Origin of the sequence: Klebsiella sp. WP4-W18-ESBL-05 (genome assembly GCF_014169075.1) — a bacterium.
GTDB classification, from domain to species: domain Bacteria; phylum Pseudomonadota; class Gammaproteobacteria; order Enterobacterales; family Enterobacteriaceae; genus Kluyvera; species Kluyvera ascorbata_B.
This window is the reverse complement of record NZ_AP022057.1, coordinates 81564-100554: the sequence shown is the minus strand read 5'-3', so window position 1 is coordinate 100554 and position 18991 is coordinate 81564. Positions and strand designations below refer to the sequence as shown.

Sequence of the window (18991 nt, the reverse complement as noted above, 5' to 3'; positions counted from 1 at the left end):
GCCACAATGGGAATCGATATTCAGACGCTGTGGACGCCGATAATGGCGCTCGTATTGCCATTCTTCCGCATCCTCACGTTCCTGCATTTTGTGCCGGTGCTGGATAACCGCGTCTTTTCGCGCCGCATTAAAATTGGCACCGCGATGGCCCTGGCGATCATCATTACCCCGATGCTGCCCAATAACGTGGTGCTCAATGAGCTGCTGTCGGTACGCTCAATCCTGCTGATTGGCGAACAGCTGCTGTGGGGATTCTTCTTCGCCATGGCGCTCCAGCTGGTATTTGTGGCGCTGCAAACGGCGGGGAATATTCTGTCGATGAACATGGGGCTCGGGATGGCGATGATGAACGACCCGGTCAACGGCAGCTCGACGACGGTTATCTCGCAGATCATCTACGTCTTCTGCGCCCTGCTGTTTTTTATCATGGACGGGCACCTGCTGCTGGTAACGATTCTGTTTAAAGGCTTCAGCTACTGGCCTATCGGCCAGGCCATTAACCAGCCAACGCTGATGCTGATAGGCCAGGGGCTCGGCTGGATCATGGCCTCCGCCACGCTGATTGCGCTGCCCACCACCTTCGTGATGCTGATTGTACAGGGCGGTTTCGGCCTGCTGAACCGCGTCTCGCCGACGCTCAACCTGTTTTCCCTCGGCTTCCCAATCAGCATGCTGTTTGGCCTGCTGTGTATTTCGATGCTGGTCACCAACATTCCTGACCACTATCTCAATCTGACCAACGAAATTCTGGCGAAACTCGACGCCATAAGGGTGCAGTAATGGCCTCCAGCGGCGATAAAAGCGAAAAACCCACCGCCGGGAAGCTGCGCAAGGCGCGGCAGAAAGGGGATATTCCCCGTTCAAAAGATTTAACCATGGCGGTTGGGCTAGTGGCGTCATTCTGCACCCTGACCGCTTTTCTACCCTATTACCGGCAGCTGATTGGCGAGTCGTTTGCCGCCGTCGGCACGATGGCGCAAGACCTCGATAACCCAAACGTTTTGAACCAGTTTCTACTGCTGAACCTGTGGGTATTGCTGCGCTTTATTGCCACGCTTATCCCCATTCCCATGGCCTGCATGATTGCCAGCCTGGTGCCGGGAGGCTGGATTTTTACGCCGTCAAAACTTAAACCCGACTTTAAGAAGCTCAGCCCCATCAGCGGCCTTAAGCGCATGTTCTCCGCCAGCCATTACACGGAAGTGGGGAAGATGATGCTGAAATGCGCGACGATCCTCGCCGTTATCTACACGATGGTGCACGATCAAATGGACAGCCTCCTCCATCTCCAGCGGCTGTATCTGTATCAGGCCATCGGCCATGGATTCGGTATTTTCCATCACGTTGTCAGCTATTTTGTCGCCGTTATCGTTATTTTTGCCCTGCTTGATGTGCCGTTGAGCAAGTTCATGTTCACGAAGAAGATGCGCATGACCAAGCAGGAAGTCAAAGAAGAGTACAAAAATAACGACGGTAACCCGCAGATTAAGGGCCGTATTCGCCAGCTCCAGCGCCAGATGGCGATGGGGCAAATCTCGCGCACCGTACCCGAAGCCGATGTGATCATCACCAACCCAACCCATTACGCGGTGGCGCTGAAGTATGACCCGCAGAAAGCGGAAGCGCCGTATATCGTCGCCAAAGGCATTGATGACGTTGCGCTATGGATTCGTGAAGTGGGCGCCAGCCACAACGTTGAAGTGGTGGAGTTTCCGCCGCTGGCACGTGCGGTGTACTACACCACCCGCGTCAACCAACAAATTCCGGCGCAGCTGTTTCGCGCCATCGCTCACGTCCTGACCTACGTCATGCAGCTGAAGTCGTGGCGCGAAGGTCGCACTGAGCAAAAACCAAGCCTGAACAGGCATATAGACATTCCTCAAGAGGTATTAAAAGCCAATGGCGAACAGTAAGATGCACAACATGTTCGGCATGCTCCGTAAGGCGCAGATTGCCGTGCCTATCCTGCTTCTCTGCGTGCTGGCGATGGTGATCCTGCCGCTGTCACCGCTGATGCTGGATATCCTGTTTACCTTCAACATTGTACTGGCGGTCATCGTGCTGCTGGTTTCGGTGAATATGCAGCGTCCGCTGGACTTTGCCATCTTCCCGACGCTGCTGCTGATCACCACGCTGATGCGTCTGACGCTGAACGTGGCGTCCACGCGCGTGGTGCTGTTGAACGGTCATCAGGGGGAAGGCGCGGCTGGTAAGGTTATCGAAGCCTTTGGCCAGGTGGTGATCGGCGGCGATTTCGTTGTGGGTTTCGTGGTGTTTATCATCCTGATGATCATCAACTTCGTGGTGGTGACCAAAGGTGCCGAACGTATCTCGGAAGTGTCGGCTCGCTTCACGCTGGATGCACTGCCGGGTAAACAGATGGCGATTGACGCCGACCTGAACGCCGGGCTGATCAACCAGCAGCAGGCGCGTACCCGCCGTCAGGAAGTGGCGAAAGAAGCCGACTTCTACGGAGCCATGGACGGTGCGTCGAAGTTCGTGCGCGGCGACGCCATCGCCGGCATTATGGTACTGATCATCAACGTCATTGGCGGTATCTGTATCGGTATCTTTAAATACGATCTCGATGCCAGCCACGCCTTCCGCCAGTACGTCCTGTTAACCATCGGTGACGGCCTGGTCGCCCAGATCCCGTCCCTGCTGCTGGCGACCGCCGCCGCCATCATCGTCACCCGCGTCAGCGAAGGTAACGACGTCAGCGACGAAATCAAAACCCAGCTGCTCTCCAAGCCGAAGGTGCTGTACACCGCGGCATTCGTGATGTTCACCCTCGCGATCGTGCCGGGTATGCCGCATATCGCCTTCCTGAGCTTTACCGCGCTGCTGCTGTTCGCGGCATGGCGACAAAGCAAAGCGGTTCAGCCCGCACCGCAGGAAACGGACATGGAGGCGATCGGCGAAGCGCTGGCGCCGGACGCCAACCCGGCGATTACCTGGGACAGCATTCCGCTGGTTGAGCCAATTGGCCTGAACCTCGGCTACAAGCTGGTGACTATGGTCGATGAGTCCAAGGGCAGCCCGCTGTCGCTACGCGTGCGCGGGGTGCGTCAGGTCATTTCGGAGGTGTGCGGCGTGCTGCTGCCGGAGATTCGCATTCGCGAAAACTTCCGCCTCAAGCCCGCCCAGTATGCTATTCACATCAACGGCATCCGCACGGCGATGGGTGAGGTGAACGCGGACAAACTGATGGCGATCCCCGGTACCGAGCTCTACGGTGAAATCGACGGCGTACTGGATACCGACCCGGCCTACGGCATGGCCATTGTCTGGATCGATCAGGACCAGAAGGCTAAGGCGCTAAACCTGGGCTATCAGGTTGTGGACTGCGCCAGCGTCGTGGCAACGCACGTCAACAAAGTGGCGCGCGAGCACCTGCCGGAACTGTTCAACTATGATGACATTACCCATCTGCACGCCCGTCTGGCGCAGCAGGCACCGAAGCTGGCGGAAGATTTAAACGCTGCGCTCAACTACAGCCAACTGCTGCGTATCTATCGCCAGCTGCTGCTGGAGCAGGTCTCGCTGAAGGATATTGTCACCATCGCCTCCACCCTGCTGGAAAGCGCGGCGGTCACCAAAGATCCGGTGCTGCTGACCTCGGACGTGCGCTACGCGTTGCGCCGCGCCATTGTGCACAACATCAACGGCGATCGCCCACAGTTGGCGGCATATACCATTGATAATCAGCTGGAAAATATGCTGCTGGGGGCGCTTAATCAAGCACAGCAGGCGGGCAAAGTGGCGCTGGACAGCTTCCCGGTCGATCCGAATATTCTGACCCAGTTGCAAAATACGATGCCGATGATTTATGAGCAGATGAAAGCAAAAAGCCTGCCGCCGCTGCTGCTGGTGACGCCACAGCTACGGCCGGTCATTTCACGCTACGGACGCCTGTTTGCCAGCGGGCTACACGTGCTGTCATACAATGAAGTGCCGGACGATGCCGACCTGAACGTGGTGGGCACGCTGGCGTAAATGCCCCCAACCGGGGGCCTCGATCGCCCCCGGAACAGCGGCTACTGCTCCATATAGCGCAGCTTCCACTCAGCGATGGTGCGCGGCATTTTTGCCACGGCGTTTCCCTGGGTGCTGAAGTACGAGAACGTCAGCTTACCATTGCCGTCCGGCTCAACCCGCGCCGCCCAGATATTGCTCTTCGTAAACATGATAATCGCCGTGCGGGTATTCGCTGCGCCGCGTACCCACATGGAGAGCACCGTGGCACCAATATTATCTATATCCTCATGATAAATGTAGACATTAGCACTATCGACGAAACGCTGATAGTCATCACCCACCAACGTACGGAAGCGTGCATCCATCTGCGGATCGGTAAATATTTCCAGCGACAGCAGCGTTGCCTTCGGCCGGGGATCGGTTTCCGACTTCAGATAGCGGCCATCGATAAACGCGCCGTTGGGCAGCGATAAACGACAGCCCCACTCCGCGTTGCTGTAGGCCTGAATCGCCCCGCTTTTACGCGGAATAAACAGCACCTTACACTGTTTACTGTCGACCATACTTTCAATCAGCACCATGCCGTTAATCTTGCGGGCCTCGGCGGTAAACTCATCTTTATTCAAGCCGGCCCAGATACGAATATCGGCGATAATCGACCAGTCGGCGCTGTGGCTGAACTGCACCACGCCGCCGCTCATGTTCGCGGCGCTGGTGTTCCACCAGCGGCCTTCCCAGGAAAATCCCGGCTGCGCTTCGGCTATTTTACCGATCCCGGCGTAATAGGCGCGCTCGATACATTCATCGGACGAACACCACTCCAGCGATTTCTCCCAGGTTTCATATTCCTGATGCACCTGCCGCGCATCCCGCGTCACCAGCATTGCGCGATAGACGGTCGACATGGTGTTATCCAGCCAGTTCAGGTTGTCGTTATTACAGATGGTATTTTCCAACGGCGTCTTGGCACGCTGGCAGTTCACCGCCAGTGCGCTGGACGCGAAACAGGCCGTAATAAGAATGAGTAAATTAATCAGGTGCTTAATCATTTAGAATATTTTTTAACCAGTATGGGCGCTTATTTTGGCTAAAACAAAAATTTATTGCAATAAAACGCCATTATTTATTCACTATATGAATAATTCACCACGTTTTTAAGTTGTATCAATAAATTGTCGCTTTTGTATAACGTGTATTCATTTTTGGATTATCACGTTATGAAGATAGACAATCGTCATTACACGCTCTCGGTACTTTCTTCTTACTCGTCTCAGGAAAACACCGACCGCAAGCCGCTGGGCATCAACCGCAACAGCGGACAGTACAGCCCGCAGGGCGGCAACTGGAAGCTTTCCGATCCGACCATTTCCGCCGTTGTTAGCCTGCGTAGAGGGGATGTTATGCCTTATTACCAGGGCAAGCCGGTCGCATGGGCATTAATTGAATATGATATGGCGCAGGAGGTCGAGATCTAATATTTAACTAAGATTTTACGCATTAAATATTTCGGCTTTATTTTTATAACTCATTGTTGCCACGCGGTGAGAATAATAATACTCACCGCGTATTACTCATATTAACTAATATCCGCAACCGACGAACGGGCGACCAGACGACCGGTAAACGCACGCCCCTCGGGAACAAACAGCGAATGGCCGTCAATTAACGCCCGAATCCGCTGCACACAGTTCTCAAGCAGCTGCTCAACGGGATAGGCAATACATGTCAGCGGCGGGTAGAGTAGCGGTGCCAACGGCGAATCTTCCAGACTCACCAACGACACTTCCTGCGGGATGGCAATATTAAACTCGCGTAATAAGCGCATTGCTTCGGCGGCATAGCAGTCACGTTTGGCGATAATCGCCGTATATTTCGTAAAGCTATTAATCAGCGTCAGCAGCGCCTGCTCGATGTTGTTGTCGGCCATCACCAACAGTTGACGATTAAACGGCAGGGAGTAGTTTTGCAACACGCTGCGATAGCCATCAAGCATCTGTCTGCTGGCGACATCATTTTCATTGTCCATCAACAGCGCAATATTGCGGTGCCCCTTACCCAGAACGTAACGGCAGGCGCTTTCCGTAGCAAATGCGTAGTTATAGCCCTGGCCAGCGCTGCCCTTCGTAGAAAACTCGTCGAAAGCAATCACGTTACTGGCAACGTCACCGCTGCCGCGGGTGAGCGTTACCACGGCAACGCACTGATGCTGCAGGCTTTCCACTGCAGCCTGCTGTTCTGCAGCATCGTTCACGTACTGGATCATCAACGATTTATTCAGCGATTTTACCGCCTGAGACAGCTGCGGCAACAGCGTCGCGCTAAACCCGGCCTCGTTGGCAGGCAGCACCATACCGACGTAGCTGGAGGTATTGCTCGCCAGGTTTTGTGCGGCAAAACTGGGGCGGTAGTTCAGCTCTTCTACCGCGCGTAATACGGCCTCGCGGCTCTCTTCACGAACGCCACGGGTTCCCGTCAGCACGCGCGAAACGGTGGCTCGAGAAACGTTGGCTAACTTTGAAACATCATCAATAGTAGGCATGGTGTCGTCTGTATTACGGTTTTCTCCCTATAGTAACATAAATGCGTACAGGTATTCGCCAACTCCCCGGCACAAACGGCCGGGGAGGCAGGGACTTAGCGGCGGGAGCGGTAGAGTTCGATCAGCTCGCCAACCAGCTCTTTTGCCAGGATGGAAGTCATCAGATGATCCTGCGCATGTACCATCACCAACGTCATTTTAGTTTTTCCCTCGCCTTCATCGGCTTCAATAAGCTGGGTTTGCACAAGATGCGCCTCACGAGCAAAATGCTGCGCCTGTAGCATCTTTTCATCCGCATCGGCAAAGTCGCCGGCTTTGGCGCTGCTAAGCGCTTCGTAGCACAGGCTGCGCGACTGCCCGGCGTTGATGATAATACCCATTACCTGCTCTTCTAATTCCATGACGTTCTCACTTTTTCTCTCAACGGATTATGCGGTTTCAGATTGCCCGACGCGGCCTGCCGTTTCGCTTTCGTGACTTTCCTGTGAAAGCAGCTGTTTCTCATAAGCCTTCAGGAACGGAAAGTACATGACGGCCGCTGTTGCCATACAAATCAGGCACATAATGATGGGGCTGAACGACCAGTTAGCGGCCCACGAGGCGCCAATCGGCGCTGGCGTCGTCCACGGTGTCATCGACACCACGCGGGAAACCAACCCGAAATCAAGAGCGAAGTAGGCCAGCGTGGCGTTAACCATCGGCACCAGTACAAACGGAATAAAGAACAGCGGGTTCATAATAATTGGCGCACCGAACAGAATCGGTTCGTTAATATTGAACAGCCCCGGGACCACCCCCATACGGCCAATGGTGCGCAGATGCACCGCTTTACTGCGCATCAGCAAAATGGCCAGCGGCAGCGTAGAACCCACGCCGCCAATCAACAGATAGTGGTCCCAGAAGCCCTGCACGTAGATATGCGGAATGGCGGTACCCGCGGCCATCGCGGCCTGGTTAACCGACAGGTTTGCCATCCAGAACGGGTTCATGATGCCGGTGACGATAAGCGCCCCGTGAATCCCGGCAAACCACAGAATCTGACACACCAGCACCGACAGCAGAATCGCCGGTAAGGTATCCGATGCAGCCACCAGCGGTTTAACCAGCGACATGATCGCTTCGGGAATGATCATCCCCAGCTGTGCTTCAATAAACAGGTTCAGCGGATGGAGCGTCAGCGCCACCGCCAGCACGGGGATCAGAATCTCGAACGAGCGCGCTACGCCAGTAGGGACTTCGGGCGGCAGGCGAATGGTGATGTTGTGGCGACGCAGGAAGGCATACAGCTCGGTGGTGTAAATCGCCACCAGCAGCGCGGTAAAAATGCCCTGACCGGAAAAATAGGCCACAGAAATCTGCCCATCTTTCAGCGGCGCAGCCACCAACAAAAAGCCCATGAGCGACAGCATTCCGGAGGTCAGCGGGTCCAGCTCATGATGTCGCGCCAGGCTGGCGGCGACCCCGACAGAAATAAATAGCGTCATAATGCCCATGCTGAAATTGAACGGCAGCATCAGACTTTCACGGTGATCGAGTGAAAATTGCAGCCAGGCACGGGCAAAGCCCCAGCTGGTATCCGGCGAGAACGGCGGAAAGATAAACACCAGCATAAATGAACCGACGATCATAAACGGCAGTGCGAGGATAAAGCCGTCACGGATAGACGTGACGTACTTTTGCTGGCCAATGGCTCCGGCCATCGGCGTGATTTTCTGTTCAATCACGCTGATTAATTTCGCGTACAGAGAGCTCATTTTTTATCCCTTAGTTATTGTTATTTATTAATGACAGGGCAAAATCTAAAACCGCACCACCTTTCTGCATGCCGTAATCCATCATGTTGATAGGCTCGACTTTGATGCCGTAGGCGTTGGCTTTCTGCTGTAAATCTTTCTGCATGTACTTCACCTGCGGCCCCAACAGCACGACCTGATAATGGCCGACCTGCTGCTCAAATTCAGCCACGCCAAAAGCCTTGATATCGACGTCCAGACCGCGTTTACCCGCCTCTTCCACCATTTTTTTAACCAGCAGACTGGTAGACATCCCAGCGGAACAGCAAAGCATGATTTTCTTCATGGAAAACTCCTGACTGAGTCATAACGATGAGCGGACTATAATCAGGAGGAAACAAAACGGAAAGCGCTTTCCATTTATGAATCCATTAAATGTGAGCGCGATCACCGGATGCAGGCTTTCACTTTGCGGGGATGTAGGCGATGATCCCGTCACCTCCGTTCGATATAAGGTTCGCCATGAACATTCAGTTTATGAATGTTGCTGTAACGCTGATTGAGCAACGCGTGACGCCTTTCGCCAATCTTTTAACCCGCAGCCAGCACATTACCGCCATGCGCGACAGCTTTGCGTTGGCCATGCCCTTTGTCATCGTAGGCAGCCTGATGGTGCCACTGATCTTCCCGCCGTTTGCCCTTAGCGGCGCTTGGTATCAGGCCATCCGCCCGATGCTGCTGCCCACTTTTGAGCTAACAATCGGCCTGATTGCGCTGATCATCGCCTTCGGTGCCAGCGCCAGCTTGGGCAAGCAGTATCAGCTCCCGGAGCGGCTGTCCGGTTTGACTGGATGCCTGGCTTTTCTGCTGTTCATTGGCTTCAAAGATAACGGCGGCAGCAACCTGTTTCTTGGCGGCATGGGAATATTTAGCGCTTTAGTTTCAAGTTTTTATTCCGTCGAGGTGATTCGATTTTTTTACCGCAAAGGCTGGTGTATTCGCCTGCCGGATGAAGTGCCGATCATGACCCGCAACGGCTTTCAGCTGCTGGCGCCGCTGCTTGTGATCATGCTCTCCATCACGGTGATGAATGCCGGGCTGAAGCTGAATACCGGCATGATTTTGCCGGAGCTCATCAGCGAAGCGCTGCGTCCACTGATCATCGCATCCGATACGCTGACCGCGCTGTTGATCTCCCTGCTTATCTGCAACGTACTGTGGTTTGTCGGGATCCACGGTGCGCTTATCGTCACCGGCATCATGAATCCATTCTGGATGACTTATCTGTTTGAAAATCAGCAGGCACTCGCGAATGGAATTACACCACTACCCCATATTTATCTGCAGGGGTTCTGGGATTTTTATCTGCTCATTGGCGGTATTGGCTCTACGCTGCCGCTGGTGTTTATGGCGCTGCGCAGCCGTTCTCGCCAGCTCAAAAGCGTAGGTAAAATTGGCCTGATCCCCTCGCTATTTAATATTAATGAGCCGATTCTTTTCGGCTTTCCGATCATACTTAACCCACTATTTTTAATACCCTTTATTGGTGTTCCACTGATTAACGCTTGCCTTGCCTGGTATCTGACACACCTTGGCGTGCTCGATCGCGCCGTGGCAATGCTACCCTGGTCAATGCCTTCACCGCTGGGTGCGGCCTGGTCGGCAAACGGCAGCTGGAAAAATATGTTTATGTGCCTGTTCGCCTTCTTCAATGCGTGGATGATATACCGTCCGTTTTTCAACGTTTATGAACGGCAACTGGCGGAATCTGAATCCCGCTAATCGATCTCTTTCACAGTTTTTCTCTTGCCAGCGCCATGCAAGCGCTGGCTTTTTTTTAGCTCTCAGAGAAAAAGTCGATCAACATCACGCTTTCAAGTGAACAATCTCCGGATCTGTGATTTGATCCGGCAATTATGGAAAGCGCTTTCCGTTTACGGATGTACATTTCCATTTTTGAACCGTAAATTTCCCATCGCATTAACAAAAGCGCTATTGCGTACAAAAATAAAAGGGAAAAGCGAACAATGAAACGACTTAACCGATTGATACCTCTGGCTATACTGATCAACATCGCCACAAGCGGTCTGGCACATGCAGAAAAATATGACTTTCAGCTCCACGGCTATATGCGCTCTGGCATCCTGGCAAACTCGGATGGCAACCGCGTCGATTCCGTCGGGTTGATGCCGGACGGGAAATGGCGTCTGGGCAACGAAGAAGACACCAAAATTGAGTTGATACCGACCGTTACCCTGAAGTCTGACTCCGGTGCGGTGGCAAAAATTCAGGCCAATATCACTCACCAGAGCAAATGCACCTCTGACTGGAACTGCCAGGATGACGATGGCCACGACGTGCAGTTCCGGGAAGGGTATGCCGAGCTAAGCAACCTCGACTTCGCACCGGAAATGACCTTCTGGGGCGGCAAACGTTACAGCAGCTCCAACACCTCCAGCCACCAGTTTGACTGGGAGTACATTCAGTACAACGGGACCGGCGGTGGCTTCGACAACATGGATTTGGGCTTCGCGCGCTTCGACGCCGGGGTTTACGCCTTCTCACCGACCGATGAAACCAAAGCCTACCCTGTCGATAAAGGCGATCAGGGCTACCCGGACGACTATTCGCTTAACCTGTGGTTTAAAAAGATCGCCGGCACAGGTCTGGATCTTGAGCTGATCGGCCACCGCATGAACCGCAACGAAAACCACCCAACTTCCGCAGAGAAAGGCTACGGCGTAACCGGCGTCTATAACTTTGACGGTTTCTGGGGTCTGACGGGCGGCTATTCCAAACTGGTGATGCAATATGGACGCGGTCTGGCGGCAGGCGACTCGCTGGGCAAAAACGGCTGGGGCTGGGCCAATCTTGAAGACACCCAGTCATGGCGTATCGTGCTCGACAGCCTGGCATCTATGGGGAACGTCGAAGTCTCAACCTTTGCCTACTTGCAGAAGGATAAAAACTACCGCTGGTGGAGCAGCGACGACAACGGCTGGGGCCGCACCAGCTGGGTTGCCGGAATTCGTCCGTATCATCAAATCACCAAAAACTTCGCCATGCAGTACGAGCTGGGATATGAGTACCTTGATGATGACAACTACAAGGGCGTCAACGGTAAAGGCAAAGGCGGGCTGACTAAAATCACCGTTGCGCCAACGCTGACCTTCGACTCTGGCTTCTGGAGCCGCCCACAGCTTCGCTTCTTTGTCACTTACGCCAAATGGGATAAAGGTGTTTCCGACGCGCTCGATGGTAACTACAACTGGAATACCAACACTATCGATGCTGGTGGATACAGCCGCAGTGGCGACACCGACACGGTGAACTTTGGCGTGCAGGCGGAAGTCTGGTTCTAAGGAGAGAGACGATGAAAATGCCCGTCAGAAAGTCACTGCTGATGTTCGTTATTGCCTCGCTAAGCAGCGCGGGTGCCATGGCGGCACAGCAATCGCACTTTGAAAACTTTATCACGCGCCAGGGCGCACAGCTAATGGACGGCAAGCAAGAATTCCGCTTCGCCGGCATTCACGCACCGGAGCTGCATCGTATTGAAAACGACGCCCGCGGCGTGTGTAAAGCCGATCCGCGCGGCTGGGGCCAGTACTTTAAATGGCCGACGCCGGAGGAACAGGAGAACTGGATTAAAGCCATCGTGCAAACGGGAGCAAAAGCCCAGCGCGTCTATGTACTTTCCGTACAGCAGGAGAGCGATGAAGCCTGCGAGCGCGAAACGCACATCCTGGCTCCGACAACATCGGACGGTATGCCACGCCTGAATGAGAAGGCGATGGTGGTATACGACAACATGATTGCTGAAGCTGACAAACAGGGTCTGCGACTGATTTTGCCGTTTATCGATCACTGGTGGTGGTGGGGAGGTCGGGAGCAACTGGCGGCCTTCTACCATGAAAAACCGGAAGATTTTTACCGCACAGACAGCCAGACCTACAAAGCGTATCTCGATGTGATTCGTCAGGTGATTACCCGGACCAACACCATTACCGGGCGCCCTTACTATGACGAAAAAGCCATTATGGCCTGGGAAACCGGCAACGAACTGGAGGATACCAATGAAGAATTCCTCAGGCAGACGGCAGCATGGATTAAAAAACTCGCGCCGCATCAGCTGGTCGTTGACGGTACTTATAAGAAAATCAACGCGTTCTCCGTAAACGATCCCAATGTCGATATCGTCAGCAACCACTACTACACCAACGCCGGTAATAACCATCCGGATCAGGTGAAGAAAGACCTGACCGCTATCGGCGGCAAGAAAGTGTATCTGGTCGGTGAGTTTGGCCTGCTCGATAGCAAAGCACTGAACGACATAATGCAGTCAATTGTGCATACCGAGGTCAACGGCGCCAAAGCGGCGGGAGGATTCATATGGGGCTTCCGCGGCCATCGTCACGACGGCGGTTTCTACTGGCATAAAGAGTACACCGGCCACTATAGCTACCATCTGCCAGGCTTCCCGCAGGGGGATGGGAATCAGGAAACGGCGGTGGTTAACCTGGTGCGCACCGCTGCCGCGCAAATGGCGGGAGAGGAAAAAATGGCCCCATTGCCTGCGCCGGATGCGCCGAAGCTGCGCGCAACGACTTCGCCGTTCGCCATTAACTGGATGGGTGCCGCCGTCGGCCGCAGCTATGACGTAGAACGCGCGGAGTCGAAAACCGGTCCGTGGACCGTCGTTGGGCACAATATTTCTGATGGCATGCAGGAATGGAACCCGGCAACCATGGATCTGTTCAGCGATGACTATGCCTCGCTCACGCTTGGTAAAACCTATTACTACCGGGTTATCGCAAAAAATGAATCGGGACAGTCCACGCCATCCAATGTTATTGGCGTCACCCATACGCAGAAAAACCACGCACCGGTCATTACGCTTAGCGACAAGGCAACCACTACGCAAAATAACGGGCTGAGCCTCAATGCGCAGTGGCAGGATGACAATTTGCCGTCACGCAAGGTCAGCGAGAAATGGACCAGCACCGGTAAAAAACGCGCGCATTTCTGCCATGCGGATAAGGCCGCTACGCGCGCCTGGTTCCCGACGCCGGGCACCTACCAACTGACGTTTACCGCCGACGATGGTCTGCTGAAAAGCAGCAAAACGATGACCGTTGACGTCACGACCGCCACGGCACCAGCGCCCGCGGATTTCTGCCATTTTGACAGCCAGCCACTGGGTCTTTCGCAGAGCCAGAAAACGGTGATCAAGAGCGCGGAAAATGAACTGACAACCGGTGAAGATGGCTTCCTCGGTCCCTTTGCTAACGATGGCGATAAAGTCAGTTGGCAGGTTGTCGCGCCGTGGGACGGCCATTACCAGCTGCACCTCGACTTCAATGCAAAATGGGGCACTAAGAAAAACTCGGTGCAAATCAACAGTGACAAACCGATTCAGATTGAGTTTCCGCAAACCGACGAACACGGCCAGCGCTTAACTCTGTCGGTGCATCTTAAACAGGGTGAAAACACCATTAGCCTGGGGAAATTCCCTGGTGATTGGGGTTATGTTTTTATTAAAGCCATTCAGGTGAAGGCTGAGTAGCGATTTGCTGCGCCGCCAGCGGCGCAGTTTTTTATTTTTCAGGAGATTAAATGACCACTTATGCGTTTCCAAACCACTTCTTCTGGGGCGCGGCCGCCTCTGGCCCGCAAACTGAAGGCGCAGAAGGCAAGCCTCATCGTTCTATCTGGGACAGCTGGCACGCCGCGCAGCCGGAGCGTTTCTACCGGGAAATTGGTCCCGGGACGGTCTGCAATACGCTGCATCGTTACAAAGAAGACGTCGCGTTGATGAAACATATTGGCTTCAATTCATTTCGCACCTCCATTCAGTGGTCCCGTCTGATTGACGATCTGGAAACCGGTGAACCGAATGCAGAAGCGGTACGCTTCTATAACGCCTATTTCGACGAAATGATCGCCAACGGCATCGAACCGATGGTCAACCTCTATCATTTTGATATGCCGGAGGGTTTGCAAAATCGCTACGGTGGGTTCGAGTCAAAACACGTTACCGATCTGTTCGCCCGCTTTGCCGCCACGGCGTTTCGCCTGTTCGGCCATAAAATAAAATACTGGATCACCTTCAACGAGCCGATTGTGCCGGTCGAAGGCGGCTATCTGTACGACTTCCACTACCCATGCAAAAAGGACGGCAAGCTGGCCGCGCAGGTGGCGTTCAACATCATGCTGGCACACGCGAAAGCGGTGCAATGCTACCGTGAACAGCAGTTGCCGGGTGAAATCGGCGTGGTGCTGAACCTGACGCCATCCTATACCCGCAGCGACTCAGCGGAAGATAAAAAAGCGGCGTGGTACGCCGATTTGTTGTTCAACCGCAGCTTCCTCGACCCACTGGTGAAACACCAGTTCCCGAAGGAACTGTGTGAACTGCTGGCGCTACATAACTGCCTGCCGGAAACCAGCAAAGAAGAGGTTTCGCTGATTACCGACTCGCGCATCGACTTCCTCGGCGTGAACTACTACGTGCCGCGTCGCGTACAGGCGCGCGAAACGCCGTACACCCTCGACTATTTCTCGCCGGAGTATTACTTCGAAAACTACGTAGACCCGCACGGCCGCTTCAATCCGTACCGCGATAACAACGAAATTCACCCGCAGGCAATTTACGACATTGCCGCCAATATCCGCGACAATTACGGCAATATTAAGTGGTATCTCGCCGAAATCGGTATCGCGATGGATCTGCAATCCGAAGGCCCGGTGCAGGCGGACGGCGTGATTGACGATGGTTTCCGTATTGGCCTGATGGAAGAGCATCTGGTGCAGCTACACCGCGCGATCGCCGACGGGGCAAACTGTTTCGGCGTGCATCAGTGGACATTCATCGACAACTGGTCGTGGCTTAATTCGTTCAAGCGCCGCTACGGGTTCTACCGTCTCGATCTTGAAACCGGAGAGCGGCAGATTAAGCGCAACGGACTGTGGTTTAAAGCGTTGGCGGAAAGTAACCAGTTCAGCCTCAGGTAGGCCGGATAAGACGTTTATGCCGCCATCCGGCAATGTGCCGTATCGTGCCCGATGGCGCTCCGCTTATCGGGCCGACGAACCACACGACGCCGGGCCAATCCCCTGCAACAGCACCGCAAGCGAGTTGCTGACAATTTGCTCTGGTGTCAGCCTCGCCAATCGTTCGTCGTTACGCATCCGGGAAAACGGCACCAGCACCAGGCTTAATAGCGTGGTGAACAGCAGCTCCGCGCTCAGGTGCGGGTTGATTTTCCCCTCGGCCTGCCAGCGTTTCACCATCGCCAACGTGGCGTGATATTTGTCGTCACCAAAACGCTCGTGTAAATGCTGGCGCAGCACCGGCATCTCGCCAATGACTTCCTGCATCCACAGCGGGGCAAACCATTCATACTGCGCCACGATGGCCGCCAGCGTTCTGACCATTTCAGTCAGCGCCTTCACCGGTTCATCGGGATAATCGCCAAACACACCGCTGATTCTGGCGCGTAGCGGCAAAAACCGCTCTTCGATCATCACATCGAGCAATTGCTCTCGTGAATTGAAGTAGTAGTGCAGCATCGCCGGCGTGACTCCCGCCTCCCGGGCAATCGCGTTCAGCGACGTGCGCGCAATGCCCTGCTGAGAAAACAGACGCAGCGCAATATTGATAAGCTGTTCGCGGTTCGCGGTATTCGGCTTACTGCCGCGCGGACGCCCAGGCTTACGCGGTTTGAGATTGTCTTTTTGTGCTGGCATAGAAACGGGATCCCTTGACCACTTAACGATCTTCAATAAATATTAATTATGCATTTAATTAATTTCAAGTGAGAACATGATGGCGTCCGATACAACGACGAACGCACAGCCCGTGCAACCGACTGGCGTCACCTCAATCCGTTTGCTGTTCAGCGCGCTGCTGTTGGTGATGCTGCTCTCCGCGCTCGACCAGACCATTGTCTCGACCGCGCTGCCGACCATTGTCGGCGAGCTGGGCGGCCTCGACAAGCTGTCGTGGGTGGTCACGGCTTACATCCTGACTTCCACGATTGTGGTACCGCTGTACGGCAAGTTTGGCGATCTGTTTGGCCGCAAGCGGGTGCTACAAATCGCGATCGTGCTGTTTCTCGTGGGCTCCGCACTGTGCGGGCTGGCGCAAAATATGACCCAGTTGGTACTCATGCGTGCGCTGCAAGGACTGGGCGGCGGCGGGCTGATGGTCATTAGCATGGCGGCCGTGGCCGACGTCATTCCGCCCGCCGAACGCGGGCGCTATCAGGGGCTATTCGGCGGCGTGTTTGGCCTGGCGACGGTTATCGGCCCGCTGATTGGCGGCTTTATTGTCCAGCACGCCTCGTGGCGCTGGATTTTCTACATCAACCTGCCGCTGGGGCTGTTCGCGCTGTTTGTCATCGGTGCCGTATTCCACTCCAGCAACAAACGCAGCCAGCATGAAATCGACTGGCTGGGCGCGCTGTACCTGACGATGGCGCTGGTGAGCATCATCCTGTTTACGACCGAAGGCGGCACGGTTCGCGCCTGGAGCGACCCGCAGCTCTGGTGCATCCTCGCCTTTGGGCTTATCGGCATTGCCGGGTTTATTTATGAGGAACGGCTGGCGTGGGAGCCGATAATCCCGCTGTCGCTGTTCCGCAATCGTAGCTTCCTGCTGTGCAGCTTGATTGGCTTTATCATCGGTATGTCGCTGTTTGGCTCGATCACCTTCCTGCCGCTTTACCTGCAGGTGGTGAAGAACGCCACGCCAACCGAGGCCGGGCTGCAATTAATTCCGCTGATGGGCGGGTTGCTGCTGACCTCGATTATCAGCGGTAGAGCGATTAGCCGTACCGGAAAATATCGCCTCTATCCCATTGTTGGCACGCTGATGGGCTTTATTGGCATGCTGTTGCTAACGCGGATTACCCTGACCTCGCCGACCTGGCAGCTGTATCTGTTTACCGCCGTGCTGGGTATGGGTCTTGGGCTGGTGATGCAGGTGCTGGTGCTGGCGGTACAAAACTCGGTCAGCGCGAACCTCTACGGCGTCGCCACCTCCGGGGTCACGCTATTCCGCTCGATTGGCGGTTCCATTGGCGTGGCGCTGTTTGGCGCGGTGTTTACCTCGGTGCTACAATCACGGCTGACCAGCCTGTTACCGGAAGGGGCGGCTATTCCTCCGGGGATGAACCCGGTGGCCATTCACCAGCTTCCTGAGGCCATTCGCACGGATTACCTCACCGCATTCGGTTCGGCGATTCACGCGGCGTTTATGATGGCGGCCTGCATTATGGTGCTGGCTTTCGCGCTGTCGTGGTTGTTAAAAGAAGCGCCGCTGAAAACCGGGCGCGAGTAGCCGATGCCGGATGGCGGCTACGCCTTATCCGGCCTACTCCGTTTTGTAGACCGGATAAACACCATCCCCCCGCACCGTCCCGTAGGCCGGATAAGCGCAGCGCCATCCGGCAACGCTCACAGCGTTTTCGTCAGGTAATGGCGCTGCATTCCCGTCAGCGGGAAATCGTCCAGCGTCGTTTTCAGCGTATAACCCTGCTTCTGATAAAACGGCAGCGCCTGGAAGCTAATGGTATCCACCAGCGCATATTTGCAGCCTTTCTCGCGCGCAAGATCCTCTGCACGCTTGATAATCTCGCTGCCGACCCCTTCACCGCGCACGGTGTCACACACCCACAGATAGTCGATGCTGAGCCAGTCGCCTTTACGCTGGCCTATCAGGCCGCCGCGCATCACTTCCTGTTCATCGCGCAGGTATACGCAAATATCGCCCCATCCGGTGGCATCGATAAACTGGCGGTTATAGGCACGTAGCCCGGTGATTAACTCGTCTTTATCTTCCTGCGTAATAATTTCTTTAATAACAAAAGGCATATCTTCTCCATTATTTTTATTGTCTTCCCTTATTTATTTCACAAAAAATTCTTTTTTTCTCCATTATTTTTTGTACCAATTAAAAAAGAAAAAATGGCATGAAGAAAATGCTTCTCATCATGCGCGAGCTACGTATAATGGGCAGAAATGAGAACGATCATTCTCACTCTTAACCCTCACGGAGACGCGCATGACCAGCAAGCTGGAAGCCAGGCAAAAAGCCCGCCAGGACGATATCATCGCCGCTGCCCGCCGCTGCTTTCGCAACAGCGGTTTTCACGCTGCCAGCATGTCGCAAATTGCCGCTGAAGCGAAGCTCAGCGTCGGGCAAATCTACCGTTATTTCAGTAACAAAGATGCCATTATTGAAGAGATGATCCGCCGGATTATCGACCACCGCATCGCCGAGATGGAAGGCAAAACCCAGACCCATCTGATGCCGCACATGCTGGCGTGGCGCATGACGCTGAGCGAAGATGACGATGCGCTGATGCTGGAGATGTCCGCTGAAGCCACCCGTAATCCGCAGGTTGCCGCCTGGCTGCAAGAGGCCGATGAGCGCATGTTTAACAACGCCTGCGAGCATCTGCGCAAAGCCTATCCCGCGCTGAGCGAAACGCGTATTCGCTGCTGCGTCGAGGTCATGGCGGTGATGGTGGAAGGCACCATTTATCGTCGTCAGATCCCCCAACAGGTGGCCTCTGACGAAATGGAAAAAATCTATCAGGAAATTATTAATATGCTCGTCACTGCAAAATAATTAATTTCATTTAGAAACCAGGGGATATTTCATCCCCCTTTTGTTGTTTCCGGACCTCCGGAGACGCAGGCTTTTTCGCACCTGTCATTCTCCCCCCTATTGGGC

Annotated in this window: 16 protein-coding genes and 1 pseudogene; 10 read left to right on the top strand and 7 right to left on the bottom strand. The window is 54.5% G+C overall.

Annotation, left to right across the window (positions count from 1 at the left end):
• Nucleotides 1–6 precede the first annotated feature (6 nt).
• Genes H7R58_RS00460 through H7R58_RS00450 form a run of 3 tightly spaced genes read left to right on the top strand, consistent with a single transcriptional unit; the run spans nucleotide 7 to nucleotide 3996 of the window.
• Complete coding sequence (locus tag H7R58_RS00460) at nucleotides 7–780, top strand: flagellar biosynthetic protein FliR (protein WP_106924876.1); 774 nt, start codon at nucleotides 7–9, stop codon at nucleotides 778–780.
• Nucleotides 780–1913, top strand: a complete 1134-nt coding sequence (gene flhB / locus H7R58_RS00455; RefSeq protein WP_182929786.1) for a flagellar biosynthesis protein FlhB — start codon at nucleotides 780–782, stop codon at nucleotides 1911–1913. The genes H7R58_RS00460 and flhB overlap by 1 nt, the downstream gene beginning before the upstream one ends.
• The gene (locus H7R58_RS00450; RefSeq protein ID WP_106924874.1) at nucleotides 1900–3996 is read left to right on the top strand and encodes a flagellar biosynthesis protein FlhA; all 2097 of its coding nucleotides are present in this window, start codon (nucleotides 1900–1902) and stop codon (nucleotides 3994–3996) included. Before flhB ends, H7R58_RS00450 begins: the two co-directional genes overlap by 14 nt.
• A 41-nt stretch (nucleotides 3997–4037) precedes the next feature.
• Here the strand turns inward: H7R58_RS00450 and H7R58_RS00445 are convergent, their stop codons facing one another.
• Nucleotides 4038–5027 carry a lysozyme inhibitor LprI family protein gene (locus H7R58_RS00445; protein ID WP_106924873.1) on the bottom strand — a complete coding sequence of 330 codons (990 nt, stop codon included), beginning with the start codon at nucleotides 5025–5027 and terminating at the stop codon, nucleotides 4038–4040.
• A gap of 168 nt (nucleotides 5028–5195) precedes the next feature.
• Between H7R58_RS00445 and H7R58_RS00440 the strand changes: the two genes are divergently transcribed.
• Nucleotides 5196–5453: a hypothetical protein gene (locus H7R58_RS00440; protein WP_182929785.1), complete on the top strand. Its 258-nt coding sequence runs from the start codon at nucleotides 5196–5198 to the stop codon at nucleotides 5451–5453.
• A gap of 101 nt (nucleotides 5454–5554) precedes the next feature.
• On the opposite strand, the gene H7R58_RS00435 is transcribed toward H7R58_RS00440, so the two are convergent.
• From H7R58_RS00435 to H7R58_RS00420, 4 genes and pseudogenes are all read right to left on the bottom strand, one after another.
• Nucleotides 5555–6517 (bottom strand): LacI family DNA-binding transcriptional regulator, encoded by a 963-nt coding sequence (locus H7R58_RS00435; RefSeq protein WP_182929784.1) that lies wholly within the window; start codon nucleotides 6515–6517, stop codon nucleotides 5555–5557.
• Between the two features lie 95 nt (nucleotides 6518–6612).
• Nucleotides 6613–6921, bottom strand: a pseudogene (locus H7R58_RS00430) (PTS lactose/cellobiose transporter subunit IIA); the annotation flags it as partial.
• A gap of 24 nt (nucleotides 6922–6945) precedes the next feature.
• Nucleotides 6946–8271 (bottom strand): PTS sugar transporter subunit IIC, encoded by a 1326-nt coding sequence (locus H7R58_RS00425; protein WP_182929783.1) that lies wholly within the window; start codon nucleotides 8269–8271, stop codon nucleotides 6946–6948.
• Between the two features lie 10 nt (nucleotides 8272–8281).
• Nucleotides 8282–8596: a PTS sugar transporter subunit IIB gene (locus H7R58_RS00420; RefSeq protein WP_106924868.1), complete on the bottom strand. Its 315-nt coding sequence runs from the start codon at nucleotides 8594–8596 to the stop codon at nucleotides 8282–8284.
• 176 nt (nucleotides 8597–8772) lie between these two features.
• Between H7R58_RS00420 and H7R58_RS00415 the strand changes: the two genes are divergently transcribed.
• From H7R58_RS00415 to H7R58_RS00400, 4 genes are all read left to right on the top strand, one after another.
• Complete coding sequence (locus tag H7R58_RS00415; RefSeq protein WP_106924867.1) at nucleotides 8773–10032, top strand: PTS sugar transporter subunit IIC; 1260 nt, start codon at nucleotides 8773–8775, stop codon at nucleotides 10030–10032.
• Between the two features lie 245 nt (nucleotides 10033–10277).
• Nucleotides 10278–11612 (top strand): maltoporin, encoded by a 1335-nt coding sequence (locus H7R58_RS00410; protein WP_106924866.1) that lies wholly within the window; start codon nucleotides 10278–10280, stop codon nucleotides 11610–11612.
• A gap of 11 nt (nucleotides 11613–11623) precedes the next feature.
• Nucleotides 11624–13816, top strand: a complete 2193-nt coding sequence (locus H7R58_RS00405; RefSeq protein ID WP_106924865.1) for a CBM35 domain-containing protein — start codon at nucleotides 11624–11626, stop codon at nucleotides 13814–13816.
• Nucleotides 13817–13866: 50 nt separating this feature from the next.
• The gene (locus H7R58_RS00400; protein ID WP_106924864.1) at nucleotides 13867–15264 is read left to right on the top strand and encodes a glycoside hydrolase family 1 protein; all 1398 of its coding nucleotides are present in this window, start codon (nucleotides 13867–13869) and stop codon (nucleotides 15262–15264) included.
• A gap of 63 nt (nucleotides 15265–15327) precedes the next feature.
• Here the strand turns inward: H7R58_RS00400 and H7R58_RS00395 are convergent, their stop codons facing one another.
• On the bottom strand, nucleotides 15328–15999 hold the full coding sequence (locus H7R58_RS00395; protein ID WP_182929781.1) for a TetR/AcrR family transcriptional regulator: 672 nt from the start codon (nucleotides 15997–15999) through the stop codon (nucleotides 15328–15330).
• Between the two features lie 79 nt (nucleotides 16000–16078).
• On the opposite strand from H7R58_RS00395, the gene H7R58_RS00390 reads away from it, so the two are divergent.
• Nucleotides 16079–17593 carry an MDR family MFS transporter gene (locus H7R58_RS00390; RefSeq protein WP_106925175.1) on the top strand — a complete coding sequence of 505 codons (1515 nt, stop codon included), beginning with the start codon at nucleotides 16079–16081 and terminating at the stop codon, nucleotides 17591–17593.
• Between the two features lie 116 nt (nucleotides 17594–17709).
• Here the strand turns inward: H7R58_RS00390 and H7R58_RS00385 are convergent, their stop codons facing one another.
• The gene (locus tag H7R58_RS00385; RefSeq protein WP_182929780.1) at nucleotides 17710–18126 is read right to left on the bottom strand and encodes a GNAT family N-acetyltransferase; all 417 of its coding nucleotides are present in this window, start codon (nucleotides 18124–18126) and stop codon (nucleotides 17710–17712) included.
• Nucleotides 18127–18316: 190 nt separating this feature from the next.
• On the opposite strand from H7R58_RS00385, the gene H7R58_RS00380 reads away from it, so the two are divergent.
• A complete protein-coding gene (locus tag H7R58_RS00380) occupies nucleotides 18317–18886 on the top strand; it encodes a TetR/AcrR family transcriptional regulator (RefSeq protein ID WP_106924861.1) in 570 nt (189 codons plus the stop codon).
• Nucleotides 18887–18991: the final 105 nt, after the last annotated feature.